The sequence below is a fragment of the Candidatus Vondammii sp. HM_W22 genome (assembly GCF_022530855.2).
GTDB lineage: Bacteria > Pseudomonadota > Gammaproteobacteria > Chromatiales > Chromatiaceae > Vondammii.
This window is the reverse complement of sequence record NZ_CP099567.1, coordinates 2,400,404-2,416,142: the sequence shown is the minus strand read 5'-3', so window position 1 is coordinate 2,416,142 and position 15,739 is coordinate 2,400,404. Positions and strand designations below refer to the sequence as shown.

Here is a 15,739-nt window from a genome sequence, read left to right as displayed (position 1 = left end):
CTGGCTGCACCCCCCAATCAGTAAAACTGCACTGAGCAAAATTGCACAGCATGACTTTAATGAAATCTTCAACATGGTCTTGCACCTCCTGGTTGTTCACCATCGCCTGGTGGTCGTCGCTGATCCTCATGGGGATTTTTTCCCGGATACCCGGGTCATCGTCATGATCACCGGCACCACGGTGCACCGTACCGTCGCCGGCCGCACTGCCGGGCTGGATAGACACCTGATCCAGAGCGGTATCAGTCTCAGCGCTGGCACTCGGCCAGGTTTTGACCTCGCGGGCCAGGGTGATGTTGCCTTTGCCACGCTCCGGATCGCATACCGGCTTGTGAGCAAGCGCCTGGAGCCTGGCCGTGGTGCGGTTCACCTGTTCGTCGGTAAAGTCGGAGCTACCGTCCACGCGGTGGCTGACTTGTCGCTGTACCAGCTTCCACTGCACCTTGTCCCACACGGCGGCAGGATTGATGCTATAGATCAGCCAGGTGTTGGGGTGTTTTTGCTCACCAAGTTCGGTGTGGAAGATTTTGGCTTGTAGTAACGCATTTTGAAGATATTCTCTTTTAAATAGTTGTTTTTTCCCAAATCATCAATCTCATCACTCGGCTCCACCCAGGCGGGGGTGATCAGACGCCACCACTTGTCGGCCTCTTTATAAACACTGTCATAGGGGCTACCCTGAAAAAGCGGCAGTGCCTCGTCCCGGTCCTCCAGGGTCAGCCAGCACCCCTGGCTGCCGTCGGCCTGGCGGTAGTGGGTATTGGGCAGCAGTTCCAGCCCCCCGGGGGCATGGGCCAGCACCGCCGTCACCTCCCGGCCGTTGGCACCCAGCACAATTTTCTCGCTACCCTCAAAGCCCGCTTTCATCCGTTTGTAGGTAGCCGGGCTGCCGTTGTCTGGCATGGCGATATGGCAGATGGCATGGACATCCTTGGCACGGGCGGTCTTGCCCATGGTGCAGTAGCGGCTGACAAAGCCCCCCATGGAGTGGCTGATGATCAGCACCTTCTCCACGGGCAGGCCCAGTTCGGCCATCTCCGCCTTGGCGACATCGATCCAGTCAGACAGGGTTTGCGCTGAGTCGGCACTGGAGGCGGTCCAGTTGTAGCCGCAGGCGTAGACCGGCAGGTAGACATGACAGTTGCCGGTGCTTTGGCTGATCTCCGCCCCACGGTCCTCCAGTGATTGCAGAAAACGGCCATAGCTCTCCCAATGCACCGTGCCCCAGCCCCGGCTTCTGTGGGGCTGTTCCGCCAGACTCAGCGCCACCGGCAGACTGGACCGGGTCGGCTTGAGCTGGATCTTCTCCGGCCCGGGCGGGGCCGTTACTACCCCCTTCCAGTATTTTTTATCAGCCTTATGGCTGGCGCTGGTGGTCGTACCGGCGACGTGCAGAAAGTCTTTATTGAAGCCATCACCCGGTTCTCCTATCAACCGCTGTTTGCGGTCATCGGGACTATCGAAAACACCTTGCGCCATAGCGCCGAAGAATTTGAAGGAAAAGCCTATTTCAGGAGGATCCCAAACAACCTCACCATCTTCATTACACAAACGGCTCCCCATAATCCCCGGCACAAACAGAATGGGCACCGCCATAGGGGCTTTTTTCGCATTAGTCAGTGATACCATGTTCCAACTCCTCGGTCGATGAGTGATAGTCTGCTCTGGCCTGCCGCCACAGGGTCTCGCTGTAGCTGTGAAGACCGCGGTCATTGGCGTCTTGACCTGTCTCCGCCAGATCCTGCCCTTGAACCCAGGCGGCGCTGATCAGTCGTCGCTGGATTTCGCCGTCATCCACCCCCCTTTTCAACAAGGTCTCGCTTTGTGACCGCACCCAGGCCTCAAGCTCGTCGAGGGGGATCTGCTCGGCTTTCGGGTAGTCATCAAACAGATGCCTGGCCAGCCGGTAGTGGATGTAGGCCTGAAAACCCTGCATTAATTGTTGGGCCAGTCCCGGCGGCAGGAGGGGTATGCCCGGCCCACCCCAATCATCCGCCCCGCGGTTGTGTCGTGGCGGCGGTCCGTGCTTTTCCTGAAACAGGCAGAGCTTCTGCGGGTCGCGGTAGTCTTCGCAGCCGATGCGGTGAATACCGCTGTAGAAAAATCCGGCCTGTTGTGGCTGCATCCCCTGTTGCAGATATGGCAGGACGCGCGGATCCCAGTAGCGTAACCAATGGCGTTGACCATCGGCATCTTCGACTTGAGAGTGGCGGCGCAGGTGTCTTAGCAGGGCATCACCGTCGAGGGGGCTCCAGATAAAACACAGGCCATGTTGGCCAATGCCTGCCTGAAGCAGCTGGTGCAGCACCTCCTTGTGCGCTTCATCGGCTTCGATCCGGTAAAGATGCGGGGTATATTCAGCCATCGCCATGTCTTCAAACAGTGGCATGGGGCGTGATGGCGCGGTCTCACTGAGCAGCGACAAATCGAAGTTGAGGCTGCTTTCCGCCAGAACATAATCAGGGCCGTCTGCACCAGGGGGGGCTGTGTTTTTCCAGCAGTTGCTGCCAGTAGGTAACCGGATCCATGGTTTATTTTCCACTCATGCAGATTTTGCACAGCGGCTGACCACTGAACGGTGCGCCACTGTAACCACCGCCGCCGCCACTACCGCCGGTTATAGCCAGCCCACCTTTGATCTGTACCTTGCCTTTGAGGGTGATACCCCCCGCATCGATGATGATTGCACCGGCCGGGCCCTTCACAATGAAGCGCTCGTTGGTCTCGATCTGGTACACACGGGTCTGCTGGCTGACTTTTTCTCCGGCCTTCAGTTCAACCCGTCCACCCACCCGGCGTTTCAGGTGACCACCGATGGTCTGCTCGAAGTCGGCCGCGATCTCTTCGTGTTTGTGATTGCCGATGCTGACGACTTTGTCTTTGCCGATCTGGCTCTTCTGGTTTCGCCCAATCTGATGGCTTTGATCGTTTCCTATCGAGATTTTTTCGTCATGTTTCACGCTCTCAGTGCGGTCATGGCCGATGCGGATGCTCTCATCATGGCCGACGTCCTCTGTCCGGTCATGGCCCACTTGAGTGGTCTCGTCGTGGTTGACCACGTTGTTCTGGTCTTTCTGCGCATGGATGAAGATCTCTTCTTTCTCTTTTTGATCTTCAAACCGCAGTTCGTTATACCCCTCACCCTTATGGGTGCTGGATTTCAGGGTCATGCGCGTTTTGTGCCGCGGCAGTTCGTAGGGCGGCGGGTTGACCGCGTGGTAGGTGCGCCCGGTGACGATCGGCTGGTCCGGATCGCCTTCCAGGAAGTCGATGATCACTTCGTGGCCGATGCGCGGGATCGCCATCTGGCCCCAGGCGCCGCCGGCCCAGTTTTGCGAGACCCGGATCCAGCAGCTCGAGAAGTCGTTGCTTTTGCCGTAGCGGTCCCAGGGAAACTAGATTTTTACCCAGCCCCATTCGTCGCAGTAGATCTCTTCGCCCGGCGGACCGACGACCTGGGCCATCTGCGGGCCGTCCACCACTGGCTGTAGGGGATGCACACGGTGGTGATCTCGGTGAGGCGAGGTATAGTCATTTCTGGTGTATGAGGAATTAAAGCAGTATATCCTGTTGGAAGGAAAAGATCCTAGCCGATCACCAACCAACAAGAGTACGCTACATGAAGAATGATAATATTGTCGGGCTCAATAGGCCAGCGCGAGATGTCCTTTCTGAGCTTTTACATACCGGATCCCAGCAACTATTAGCCCAAGCCATAGAGGCGGAAGTCGCCACCCTGTTAGCACAATACCAAGGGTTGCTGAGAGAATCAGGCTTACAAGGTGTTGTGCGCAATGGGCACCTGCCGGAACGTATGATCCAAACAGGGCTTGGTGATATTGGGTCAAGGTTCCCAAAGTAAGAGATCGTACCGGGCAAGGCATCAAGTTTAACAGCGGTTTGGTACCACCGTACTTGAAGCGAGCGAAGACCATTGAAGAGCTGCTGCCCTGGTTGTACTTGAAAGGCATCTCTACAGGCGACTTCAGGGACGCACTGGCAGGTTTGCTTGGCGCTGATGCCAAAGGTTTGTCCTCCAATACCATAAGCCGCCTCAAGCAAACTTGGGAAAGCGAATATGGTCAGTGGCGTAAGCGCGATTTATCAAAGCGGCGCTATGTGTACATTTGGGCCGACGGTGTTTATTGCAACGTAAGGCAAGACGACAAGCTTTGCTTGCTGGTGATCATGGGTTCCGACAGCACAGGTCGTAAGGAAGTCATTGGGCTTACGGATGGCTACCGTGAGTCAGAAGCGAGCTGGTTAGAGTTGTTAGAGCAGCTCACAGAACAAGGTTTTACGGTGCCGCCAGAGGTGGCCGTTGGTGACGGTGCACTAGGCTTCTGGAAGGCCATTACCAAGCATTGGCCAACGACGAAGCACCAGCGTTGTTGGGTGCACAAGACCGCCAATGTGCTCAACAAAGTGCCTAGGGCGATACAGCCTAAAGTCAAAGAGAATCTGCATGATATTTGGATGTCTGACTCTCGAACCAATGCCGAAAAAGCCTTTGATTTATGCTTGCGAAAATATGAGGATAAGTACCCGAAAGCGATACATTGCTTACAAAAAGACCGAGACAAGATGCTGACTTTTTATGATTTTTCTGCGGAACACTGGGGGCATATACGAACCAGCAACCCGATTGAATCGGTGTTTGCCACAGTGCGGCTTAGAACCACGAGAACAAAGAACTGCGGTAGTCGATTAACGACGTTGGCCATGGCATTTAAGTTGATGCACACTGCACAAAAAAGATGGCACCGCTTAAGAGGCTATCAACTGCTCGCCGATGTAATTGAAGGTGTGCAATTTAAAGATGGGATCCGAGTTGAACAGGAAGCTGATTGATGGCTTATACACCAGATTTGACCATAGCTCGCGTCACACAGCGTACCGCCTATAGAGTCACGACAAACCGTCAGCATAGCGATGCAGTAGCGGATAACTTGTTGAATCAGAACTTTAATCCGGTCGCCGCCAATGATGTTTTGGCCGGTGATATTACCTACTTAAGAACAGGCGAAGGGTGGATGTATTTAGCCATTGTCATGGATTTATATTCACGGCGTATTGTTGGCTGGTCCATAGATAAACGCATGACGACTAATCTGGTGAAGAAAGCGTTGATAAAAGCCGTTAACCTACGCCAACCTAACAAGGGTTTAGTGTTTCACCGTGACCGCGGGTCACAGTACACGAGCAAGTCGCACCGACATTTATTAGAAAATCATGGCCTACGCTCGTCGATGGGAGACGTAGGTGCTTGTTGGGACAATGTGGTGGTTGAACGTTTTTTTAGCAGCCTGAAGCATGACTGGATTTTAAAAGTATCTCAACCTACACGAGAGCACATGAAGTACGATGTCGCGGATTACATCCGCTACTACAACAAAGATCGGTTACACACTGCCAATGGTAGTTTGTCACCGATTAACTATGAACTGTCTCAATTGAATGTGTCCGGTTCGACTTGACCAGAGCAGATCTCCTTTCAAGGCAGTAATCGGCCGCTGATGGTCTTTAATCGCTTGACGGCCTTACGTGCCTTTTTACGATTCCTCGGATGTGTGGCAAATCGGGTGGGGAGCTTGAGAATTTTTACTTCCTTCTCATGGCTTCGACTGAGCACGATACCTTCTGATCGGGCCATCTTGAGTAACTGCCCGTGTATCTTTCGGTACTGCTTTGCATCAGTTGGAAAGGTAATGTTTTTCTCTTGTACGGTAGTGTCGATACACATTTCATCTTCGATCGCCTTTTCTTGATGTAAGGCGATAGAGGCAGCCAGGACCTTTTCAAAACCTTCGTTGCCAATACGCTTTCTGAAGTAAGTCAGGTCGGAGGGGTCACAAGGAAGTTGCCATTGGAATTCGATCTCACCCGTAAAACTCGGGTAGTAGGGATTTTGTATCCAGCGTTGAATCAGAACCTCGTCACTGAGGTCTTCCAGATGCTTGAGTATCGAGAGACCCACCATTAGGCAGATGGGTTTTGAGGGCTTTCCAAGATGAGAGTAAAGCGGGGCAAATTCAGCATCAAAATATGACCAGTCTATCTGTCTGGCCAGCAGCAAAAGTGGATGCTTGGGGTTCAGCTGATCCAGTAAGTTCTGGTGCAGGAAACTTTGCTGGTTGGGATTAGCTGTCTTGGGTTTGCTCAATTATCCACCTCTGTTTCGTCCAGTTTTTCTCTGCTTTTACTGCTTTCCCGGACGTTTATTTTATCAAATTTAGACGCTTATTTTATATAAATCATTGCGTTATGAATATTTCAGGGTCGACTAATTAGGGTGCTATGACCTCGCCAAGCTCCCTCCAGGGGACGATTTTCTCCATTTCATCCAGGAAACTGCTCCTTGCGGGTCTTTTTTCGGTATTTTTCAAAACCCCTGACTTCTAAGCTTTGCTGTTTCATCGTTTTCCTGGAACGGGTGACCTATAGGTCAATGGTATACGATTGCTTTAATCAATCAGAGGATGGCTTAATAGGGAATCTCTAAAAAACCGGAAAAGGCCAATAGTCTCTAGCAAATCCGGAGAGCCCGGCATCTTCACGCCGGCCCTGCCTTGCCCGATGCTACGCACCAGTCGATTGGCCTGCTGGGCAAACACGTGCTCAACTCGAGCCCGAACTCTTGATCGTTTTCGGTCTGCCTCTTGCTCCCGTTCATTCGAGGTGCGTTTGCGTGTCGACTTGCGATGAATCTGACTGCGGTAATGCGTACCCCGGTAAAGCGGCTTCCCGTTTTACACTGCAGCAAGCAGAATCGTCTCAGACACTGCCATTTGTTCTCATCCAGCCGTTCCTCGAAGACTTGGCTATCACGAACTTCAGCTGATGTGATGGCGTATTTGCGAATGACCTTGTGCTTCCGGTCTATGCTGATGTGGTTTTATGTACCCATAGTGGGTTTTGCCATGCTTCATGGTCCAGTGGGTTTCAACATTCTTCTGGCGGCGTTTATTATCACTCCATATCTCAGGGCTATCCCCGGCTTTGATCTGCCTATTTTCCTCTCGTGTATTACGTTGCCTGGGTACTGGAGCGATAGCGGCATCTACAATCTGTCCCTTGCGAGCACTGAAGTCTGCTGCATCAATCCGGATCAACAGCTCTGAAAAGAGTTTATCAACAAGGCCCCGTTCTTTCAGGCACTCACGATATACCCAAGCCGTTTTGGCATCGGGTACCTTACCCTCCGGGCTCAGCCCAGGAAAACAACAAAAGCTATAGCGATCCCTAATTTGGAACTCTGCTTGATCACTGGACAGATTGAACAAATGCTGTAGGACCAACATCTTGAACATCAGTACCGCATCGTAAGGTGGGCGCCCACCTTTACTGGGATCACTGTTTTTATAAACTGAGTCCAACAATACCCGAAAAGCCTTCTAGTCTACGGTCCTTTCCAGCTTTGGCAGCGGGTCTCCCTGTTGCTCAAAGAGTTCAAGTCGGCCTTGATGATCAAAAAAGCTCGGTTGCATGGCTTTTATCAATGGTTGGTTGAGTTGGTTACTATATATCGCTGATTTACGAGATTTTTTAGAGAATCCATATATATTTAATGGTATCTATAACGTGCTTACAAGATTTTGCCTGTTGAACGGTCTAATGGTTAGCTGTGGGTTACGTAGAATCGCAGTGCGCGATAGGAGTCTGATATTATGGCAATAGAGGGTGACGCAGGGGCTGAGCGGCGGGTTCAGACGCGAAATATGGTGGGGCGATGGCTTTCCAGGTGCCAGGATATGTTGGTGATGTATTGCAAGTTGGCCGGCCCTGAACCCTATACGCCGGATAAACCGGTGAAAGATCTGCTGCGGGGCTTTTGTCAGGTACTGGTAGACTATATGGCATTCGGTCATTTTGAGATCTACGACTGCATCGCTGATGGCAGCGAGCGGCGTAGTGAGGTATTGCGGGTAGCTGAACGGGTCTACTCCAGGGTGGCAGAGGTAACCGAAGTCGCTGTTGCCTTCAATGATAAATACGATGCGTCAAATCATGAGCGGCCGATGAATCATCTCACTGACGATTTGGCAAGCAGGATTGAAAAGGAATATTTGCTGGTGAAGGCTTTATTGCGCTGATCGCCTTTGATCTTTATTCTTACCAGTTTTTAGATCGGCTAAAGTAGCTGTATACCACTGTACCTGGATGTTTTCACGTTTGGAATGGTTTAATGAGAGCAGGCATAGATAATCTGTTTCGTTGGCAGCCTAGTGTAGATGAATTCGTCGCTCCTCTGCACCTAAAAACTGTTTTTCAACCGCTGATAGATCGGTTCCCAAAAGGTATCGATAATACCCGCCTGGATGTAGTACTCAGTCTTGAGTTCACCAGCCAGACTCAACTCATGGTTAGGCGTGCATTGTTGCACGATGTGGCGGAAAACTATTGGGGAGAGTCCCCACCGCTGCCAGACAATAAGGATGTTCAATATTTCAGGGAAGCCTATACTGGCATGATGGAGCTGGCTGTCGACCGGGCGCGTAAGCATATCCGGTTGGAGCTGATTCAGTTACTCCAGTTCTCCGTTATTAAATTTTCGTTACAGACGGTCAATGGTGAGCTTGCCCGCTTGCGTGGCCAATTGCAGCGAGCGCGCAGCACTGGGGTGCATCAGTCGAGTGGGCGTGCAGTCGAAATTCATGAACGGTTGGTGTTGCTGGCAAAAGAAGAGCATGTAATTCGCTACCAACTGACTTCCCAGTTGTTTAAAGAGCTATTTAAATTGGAAACGTTGCACCTGAGTAAGCTGCGAAAATCAGTGCTTGGCAGCGCCTGGCCAATTCCGAAATCGCTGTTGTTTAACCCTATTCTGCAATTATCGTCGCTGTGGGCTGATGAGCAGTTGATGAAACACTACTCATTGGTCTGTACGGACCGGAATGATCCTGATGGATTCGACGGTGTGAACCGACTGGTAACTGAGCTGTTTTTAGACTACTTGCCACCCTGGGTTAATTTCACCACCGCGCAAAATCTCGTTGGAATCCTTGATACGGATCTGTCAACCGTGGCAAGCCGTAGTAGAAAAGAGCAGGACAGCCTGGCCATATTTGCTGAAATAGAGGCGCTGCTGGGCCGCTCAATGCTACAGGCTGAATACAGCGAAGGGCGTGTATCATGGCTTGATACGCCGGAAAATATAAGCCGCATTATCTATTCTACAAAATCCACAAAGGGGATTTGCACCGATGACACAGTACAGCCACTGAGTACCTATTGGAGCAATAACAAGTGGCCCGGATTTCATTACCGCTTGATAAAGCGGATGCTCAAACGAATTTATAGCCACAATCTTGATCAGCAAATATTGGCATGTCATTTGGCACCGGATATCTATAAAGAGCTGAATCAGCAACTTCCGGTACGGATGATCTGCAACTATCTGGCTGGCCGGATGGAGCGAAAAGAGCTCTCTCGAAAACTTGCCGGTATGCAGTCTGTGGGCAATGCCACCCAGGTTCAGAAAGTATTGGAGCGGGCACGCGGACTAGTGCATAGTACCCCTGCCCCTCATAAACGGCGAAGGATCTTCAGCTTTCTGCGACATTTTGCCGTATTGCGGCATGATCTGAAGATGGCTTATCAGGCGCACTCGGCGATGGAGCAGATACGTCTCTTGTCGCAACCGAAGGATCTGGAACTTTCGCGCAGCAACAATACACTGCAGGAGTTTTTGTTGCGTGAGGAGCTCCCGCCGGGACAGCGTCGAATACGTAACCACCTGATCATTAAAGCAGATGTGCGTGGTTCTACCGCTATTACCAGCGAGCTGAGGCAACGGAAATTAAATCCAGCCTCTCACTTTAGCATTAATTTTTTTCAGCCGATCAATAAATTGCTTGAGAGCTGCGGGGCGAAAAAGGTCTTTGTCGAAGGTGATGCGGTGATTCTCAGCATCTTCGAATATGAAGACACGCCCTATCAGTGGCTTTGTGTCTCTCACGCCTGTGGATTAGCCCAAGAGATACTGAAAGTGGTTGATATACAGAATATCAAAAACAGACAGCATGATTTGCCTGAACTCGAGCTGGGGCTGGGCATTGTTTTTAGCGATGATGCCCCTGCCTACCTCTATGATGAAGAGCGGCCGATTATGATTTCATCCGCTATTAATCGTGCAGATCAACTCTCATCATGCTCTGCTGTAATAAGGCGGTCACGCTATGGTGGGTCATTGGGATGGGGTATCGAGGTTTTGGCTCCTCTGGATTCTGATCCTATGGAGAAAGAGACTAGCGATCAACTATTGAGGTATAACGTCAATGGTATTGAACTGGATGTTTCCGCCTACAATAAATTGAAGTCGGAGCTCTCATTGAGAGCGATAGATGCAGTGAGTATATCCGTTGATTTTACCGGTCGTTTTCTTGCTGGACGCTATCCTGATTTGTCCGGCGCCATGCATTGGCTGGTTTTACAGGAATCACCGGTCAGAATCTGGGATGGCCTAAAACCTGGGGAAGATGATCAGCGAGGGCGTAATTTCTATCAGGTAATCACTGATAAGGATCTGGTGGCAGAGGTTGTGGATAAACTGATACAGCGCCGTCGGTAGTTGCCGGGTGCCTATGCCGATAAAGACGATCTTGAGCCTCTCCAAGAAAAGTTAGCATCTTCATTACTAGACGAGGTGTCGGGTGAGGAAGAATCATGCAATTGATTTGAAAATCAAAGCGGTTTTAAAAGCGAGTTTACCAAGTATTACAGCAGGTGAAGTGGCAGAGGAAATTGGTGTTCACACATTTTCTTTGTATCGTTGGAAGAAAGAGCTACGGGATGCAGGATTGCTAAATAAAACGCTAAAAGAGAAGGATTTTGATACGGACCTTGAGTTTGAGGAAAAGCTTAGTCAATTACAGAAGGAAAATGAGCGCTTTCGCATAGAGAGTGCGGTCTTAAAAAGCTCAAAGGATATGGCGAAGCCAAAAAAAGAAGCTTTAAAATAGTAGATGGACTATCAGGTCAGTTTTCCATTGCCAGCCTATGCCGTTATTTTGGGGTGAGCCGTGCTGGATACTACAAAATGGCGAACTGGGACCGTAAGTAATAGAGATATAGAAAACACCTGCATACTTAGGGAGATAAAAAAGATCCGCCGTGAGGTTAGGGAAACCCATGGAAGTCTGAGAATGATAGTAGCGTTGAACAATCGTGGCATCGGCGGCTGTGAGAATACAGTGGCGAGACTGATGCGAGAAAATGGTATCAGAGCTAAAATGGACAGAAGGTATAAGCCAAGACAATGGAAGCCCGGTTTAGTGATCAAGAAAGCTATGATGGTCCGAGTTTATCCCATGAAGTATGGGTTGCAGATTTCACCTATATAAAGATTGATGGTGACTTTATGTACTTTTCAACCGTAATGGATTTACATACTCGGAAGATTGTCGGAATTGAGGTGAGCAAGAGGCGTAATGTTGATATGGTGCTGAACACGATTAAGAAGGGGATAATCCCGTTTGATCCTTTTTCGGGGCTCAATCCGAAGGTTAAGTTCTAACTCCCGATAAATGCGATACACCCGCTTGTGGTTCCAGCCATAGCCTTTCACATTGCGTAGATATAGAAAGCAGAGCCTGTAAAGTTTTCTGTGTAACTGCCTGGGCTAAATATATTCCGCTAAGCGTTCTTCGAACTCAATCATAAATCTATTCAGTGCTGGTTTCCAATGACGGATCGGCATTGTCTACTTTTTCGATGCGGCCTGGATTGCCAGATAGATTACCTTCTTTGCCGAGTCATCGGTTGGAAATAATTTCCGTTTTTTGATCACTTTGCGAATGACGCTGTTCAGTGACTCAATGGCGTTGGTCGTGTAGATCACCTTTCGTATGTCCTCCGGGTAGTTGAACAGCGTGTTCAGGTTCTCCCAATGGGCACGGAGTTATAATCAAATCTGGTGTTTAGCCAGTTGAATCAAGCGGCGACCTGATCGACTCCTGCTACCTCAACACCCTCTTTAAATTTGATTCCGGTTATCACCTTCGCCAGATAATCGAAACCCCGTAATCGTCTCCACTTCTTCTCGGCACACCGGCCGAGTTTGAACATCATGTGTAGCATGCCGTCACGCGATAGGCAGCCCTTGGAACGCTTGGTTCGATGGCGGATTGTCCCGAAGGTGGATTCAATCGGATTGCTGGTCCGAATGCTCTGCCAATGCTGCGCAGGAAATTGATAGAAAGCCATCAGTTCCTCTCGGTCTTTGTGCAGACAGATGGCAGCCTTCGGATACTTTGGCTCATACGTTTTGATAAACAGATCAAAGGCCTTTTCCGCATCGGCCTGGGTCTCCGCCTGCCAGATGTTGTGCAGTGCCTGCTTCGTTTTCGGCTGAGCTGACCTTGGCAGGCAGTTCAGCACGTTCATGGTCTTGTGCATCCAGCAGCGCTGCCGGCGCGTCTCCGGATACACTTCCTCCAGCGCAGCCCGGAATCCCATGGCACCGTCACCGATCGCCAATTTTGGCGGGGTCAGTCCGCGTGACTTCAGTTTCAACAGTACCTCCCGTCAGCTCTGTGTGGACTCCCGTACACCATCCTCAATTGCCAGAAAATGCTTCTCACCACGCTCATTCACGCCGATCACCACCAGGGCACACAGCTTCGTCTGCTCTGCTCTCTGTCCGCTGTAGATACCGTCTGCCCACACATACACCCAATGGCCCTTATCCAGACGCTCCTCGCCCCCGCTCCGATATTCTTCTGCCCAGACCTGCTTCAGACGCGATACCCTGCCGGCCGACAAGCCTGTTGCATCCGGAACCACCAGCACTTTCAGGGCTTCACCCATCTCTCCACTGGAAATCCCCTTCAGGCAGAGCCACGCCAGCGCCGCTTCCAGTGACTTCGTCTTGCGTACATACGGCGGCACCAGAGCTGATCGGAACGTCACCGGCTCGCCGGTCTTCGCGCGAACTTGGGGGATCTTGACCGTGACCGGCCCCAATCCTGTCTGCAGTTTACGAGCGGGCAGGTGACCATTACGCACCACACCCGTCTTGCCATCCTCTGTCCGTCGCTCGACGTGCTCCGCCAACAGCTCCAGCAGCTCGGCCTCCACCGCCTGGTAGATCAACTGCTCTGCACCGCTTCTCAGCAACTCTGTCAGCGAATCGATAATCGTATTGCGACCTGCCAGCTTAACAACGTTATTCTTACTCATGGTGGCGTATCTCCAATGGTTGTTTTGATGTCTCACAACAACAAATCAACCAGATACCCCGCTCTTTTTCAATTCCTTTCAAACACCACTTTCAGTTATAACTCATGGGCACGCCAGGAGCGGCTGATCCGGGGATACTTTTGTCCCATCGGTCAGAGAATTTATCCAGCGCCAACAAGGCTTCTTCCTCGGTGATGGACTGGTAAATCTTTTTCAAATCAGCCGTGACAGGCTTGTAGTCTTTCCAAGGCACGTACTTCATCGAGTTTTGTACCATATGCACGATACAGAGCTGGATCTGGGTACCCGGAAAGGCCGTGTTGATGGCATCAGGAAAGCCTTTTAAGCCATCGACACAGGCAATCAAAATATCCTTCACACCGCGGTTTTGAAGCTCTGTCAACACGTTCAGCCTGAATTTGGCCCCCTCATTCTCCGATAACCACATCCCTAATAATTCCTTGTGGCCTTCCAGGTTAGCGCCCAGAGGAGGTAAATCACTTTGTTGATCACTTTCTTGTCTTGCCTGATTTTAACGACAATGCAGTCCAGATAAATAATAGGACAAATCGCATCCAGGGGGCGAGATTGCCATTCAACAACCTGTTCGATAACTGCATCAGTGACTTTGGATATGAGTGTGGCAGAGACATCGGCCCCATACATCTCCTTGAATGTCGTGACGATTTCGCGGGTTGTCATACCTTGGGCATACAAGAAGAGGATCTTGTCATCCATTGAGGTAAATCGACGCTGGTGCTTCTTAACTAGCTGAGGTTCAAAGCTGCCCGCTCTATCTCGCGGGGTATCCAGTTCAAACTAGCCATCTTCCGTTTGCAAGGTCTTGCTGGTCGTGCCGTTACGGCTATTACTCGCTTCGGGTTGTTCATGTTTGGCAAAGCCAAGATGATCAGCCAGTTCAGCATTGAGTGCTGCCTCGACCGTGATCCTGGCCAGCATTTGCCGAAACTCGTTGAGATCTTCTTCAGTTTTGATGTTTTTAGTGGCCGCTTGGGCTATTGCCTGGAGCTCTTTCTTGTCGATCATCTGCCTACCCTCACCTTTGTTTGGGTTTAATGATAGGCAGTTACATAGAATTCAGGATAGTCTCCAGATAAACGCCTTCGACGAGCACGTCATCCCGCTTTAATTTTCTTCCTCACTCTCTGCCATGCGGTATCAAAAGCAGCATCGGTGAATCTGAATAGAGAGTAGTTAGCCTCTTCTGACAACATATCTACTAGATATATGTCGTCATGAAATTTTAGCCAAAAGCATCATACACCTAATCTGGACAGCGGCAATAAATAAACGGGTATTTTTTTGCATGGCGTGTCGCAATACCACGCCAGCGTTGAAGATGTAGAAACGCATTTTTCAACCAAATGTCTAATTTTGTACAGACGCTTATCATATTCTCGCTGCTCTTTTCTACTCTTCTTTGGTGGAATAACAACATTCATATCCTGTGATTTTGCCTTCTCTAATATCTCTTGTGTATCGTAAGCCCTTCAAATCAGTGTGCTAGCTTGCGTGCAATCAGTTCTGGCACCTTTCGTAACAATGAATCTGATCGGCATACCATACGCATCCACGGCCAAGTGTATCTTGGTGTTAAGCCCCCTTTTGTACTGCTCATATCTTGATTGTCTCCTACCGCACCTGCTGCATGTGGATGAACTTTGATATGACTGCCATCAATCATCATCCATTCAAAGTCCGGCTCATCAATTATCTGGGACAATAAATCCTCCCATATGCCTTTATCACGCCAACGACAAAAGCGCCGATGGGTGTTCTTCCAATCACCATAATCAGGTGGTAAGTCGCGCCACGGCGCACCTGTGCGTAGAATCCAGAATACCGCATTGAGAAATAAACGGTTATCTTTAGCTATGCCACCGTGCATCCCTTTTTGCCCTGTAAGGTATGGTGATAGCAATTCCCATGTGTTGTCGTCTATGTCGTATCTTTTGCGTGCTGGTATTGTCATTGTGTTATTGGTTTTTAGTTGTTAAACTGGGCATTATAGGACTTATTTAAATCCATGACGATACTGTCTAGTTGATATAATTCAATCAGACCACAGTATCAGAGTTTCCTTTCCGGTCTTGCCCTCCTTGAGCAATGGCCCTTCTGGCTGAATATTGGCGATCGTGAAGGTATAGAATATCTTTCCGTCCCCCCCGGTCAAGCAAACAAGATAAGCGGCACAGGCGGCACAGCACGAGATAAGCATCATCTGGTAGTCAGCATAGCGTACCCTGCTTTCAACAGGGCGAAAACCTGCTATCGTTCTTCCTCGGTAAGCTGTGTGTATCTCATGGTGCTCCTCTTTCTTGCCGGATAGAGAATGCCTTGATGCTACCCCAGCTTACCCTTTATTCGTCAAACAGAGTTGCACTTACAAATTGAATTCACGTATATCTTTTGTCACTCAATAATCGTAAATTTCATTCATGGCGCGACATCTGAATGTGATCGTTACGATCAATCAGTCTTATACTCTTCCATTACTGCCTTTATACGATCTGCGTACTTAAAAATATCATCAACACTA

At 50.1% G+C, this 15,739-nt stretch carries 11 protein-coding genes and 7 pseudogenes; 8 read left to right on the top strand and 10 right to left on the bottom strand.

Annotated elements, in window-relative coordinates; all coding sequences use genetic code 11:
* The first annotated feature begins 73 nt into the window (after nt 1-73).
* Nucleotides 74-538, top strand: coding sequence for a hypothetical protein (locus tag MN084_RS13365; protein WP_330178105.1), 465 nt, complete (start codon nt 74-76; stop codon nt 536-538).
* On the opposite strand, the gene MN084_RS13360 is transcribed toward MN084_RS13365, so the two are convergent.
* Genes MN084_RS13360 through MN084_RS13350 form a run of 3 tightly spaced genes read right to left on the bottom strand, consistent with a single transcriptional unit; the run spans nt 478 to nt 3,347 of the window.
* Entirely contained in the window at nt 478-1,629 is a 1,152-nt protein-coding gene (locus MN084_RS13360; RefSeq protein WP_330178104.1) for a PGAP1-like alpha/beta domain-containing protein, read from the bottom strand. The genes MN084_RS13365 and MN084_RS13360 overlap by 61 nt on opposite strands.
* Nucleotides 1,613-2,542 carry a DUF4123 domain-containing protein gene (locus MN084_RS13355; RefSeq protein WP_330178103.1) on the bottom strand — a complete coding sequence of 310 codons (930 nt, stop codon included), beginning with the start codon at nt 2,540-2,542 and terminating at the stop codon, nt 1,613-1,615. The genes MN084_RS13360 and MN084_RS13355 overlap by 17 nt, the downstream gene beginning before the upstream one ends.
* Nucleotides 2,532-3,347 (bottom strand): type VI secretion system Vgr family protein, encoded by an 816-nt coding sequence (locus MN084_RS13350; protein ID WP_445083974.1) that lies wholly within the window; start codon nt 3,345-3,347, stop codon nt 2,532-2,534. The genes MN084_RS13355 and MN084_RS13350 overlap by 11 nt, the downstream gene beginning before the upstream one ends.
* A 272-nt stretch (nt 3,348-3,619) precedes the next feature.
* Between MN084_RS13350 and MN084_RS13345 the strand changes: the two are divergent.
* Nucleotides 3,620-4,851, top strand: a pseudogene (locus MN084_RS13345) (IS256 family transposase).
* Between the two features lie 29 nt (nt 4,852-4,880).
* Nucleotides 4,881-5,477, top strand: a pseudogene (locus tag MN084_RS13340) (IS3 family transposase); the annotation flags it as partial.
* Nucleotides 5,478-5,494: 17 nt separating this feature from the next.
* On the opposite strand, the gene MN084_RS13335 reads toward MN084_RS13340, so the two are convergent.
* Entirely contained in the window at nt 5,495-6,163 is a 669-nt protein-coding gene (locus tag MN084_RS13335; protein WP_330178102.1) for a transposase, read from the bottom strand.
* Between the two features lie 670 nt (nt 6,164-6,833).
* Nucleotides 6,834-7,376: a transposase gene (locus MN084_RS13330; protein WP_330178551.1), complete on the bottom strand. Its 543-nt coding sequence runs from the start codon at nt 7,374-7,376 to the stop codon at nt 6,834-6,836.
* A 291-nt stretch (nt 7,377-7,667) separates the two neighbouring features.
* Here MN084_RS13330 and MN084_RS13325 point away from each other — a divergent pair, with 291 nt between their 5' ends.
* The 5 genes from MN084_RS13325 to MN084_RS13310 all read left to right on the top strand — a co-directional run bounded on the left by MN084_RS13325 (nt 7,668) and on the right by MN084_RS13310 (nt 11,515).
* A complete protein-coding gene (locus MN084_RS13325; protein WP_277400566.1) occupies nt 7,668-8,093 on the top strand; it encodes an Rsd/AlgQ family anti-sigma factor in 426 nt (141 codons plus the stop codon).
* 92 nt (nt 8,094-8,185) lie between these two features.
* Complete coding sequence (locus MN084_RS13320) at nt 8,186-10,570, top strand: hypothetical protein (protein ID WP_241087479.1); 2,385 nt, start codon at nt 8,186-8,188, stop codon at nt 10,568-10,570.
* An 82-nt stretch (nt 10,571-10,652) separates the two neighbouring features.
* Nucleotides 10,653-10,961 carry a transposase gene (locus MN084_RS13315; RefSeq protein WP_241087478.1) on the top strand — a complete coding sequence of 103 codons (309 nt, stop codon included), beginning with the start codon at nt 10,653-10,655 and terminating at the stop codon, nt 10,959-10,961.
* Between the two features lie 183 nt (nt 10,962-11,144).
* Nucleotides 11,145-11,342 (top strand): hypothetical protein, encoded by a 198-nt coding sequence (locus MN084_RS19830; RefSeq protein ID WP_445083833.1) that lies wholly within the window; start codon nt 11,145-11,147, stop codon nt 11,340-11,342.
* On the top strand, nt 11,258-11,515 hold the full coding sequence (locus tag MN084_RS13310) for a DDE-type integrase/transposase/recombinase (protein WP_330178101.1): 258 nt from the start codon (nt 11,258-11,260) through the stop codon (nt 11,513-11,515). Before MN084_RS19830 ends, MN084_RS13310 begins: the two co-directional genes overlap by 85 nt.
* On the opposite strand, the pseudogene MN084_RS13305 reads toward MN084_RS13310, so the two are convergent.
* From MN084_RS13305 to MN084_RS13285, 5 pseudogenes are all read right to left on the bottom strand, one after another.
* A pseudogene (locus MN084_RS13305) lies at nt 11,462-11,596 on the bottom strand (IS3 family transposase); the annotation flags it as partial. The gene MN084_RS13310 and the pseudogene MN084_RS13305 overlap by 54 nt on opposite strands.
* Nucleotides 11,597-11,620: 24 nt before the next feature.
* A pseudogene (locus MN084_RS13300) lies at nt 11,621-11,896 on the bottom strand (transposase); the annotation flags it as partial.
* A gap of 35 nt (nt 11,897-11,931) precedes the next feature.
* Nucleotides 11,932-13,179: pseudogene (locus tag MN084_RS13295) on the bottom strand (IS256 family transposase).
* 104 nt (nt 13,180-13,283) lie between these two features.
* A pseudogene (locus tag MN084_RS13290) lies at nt 13,284-14,223 on the bottom strand (IS256 family transposase); the annotation flags it as partial.
* 210 nt (nt 14,224-14,433) lie between these two features.
* Nucleotides 14,434-15,172 (bottom strand): annotated as a pseudogene (locus tag MN084_RS13285) (IS5 family transposase).
* Nucleotides 15,173-15,739 lie beyond the last annotated feature (567 nt).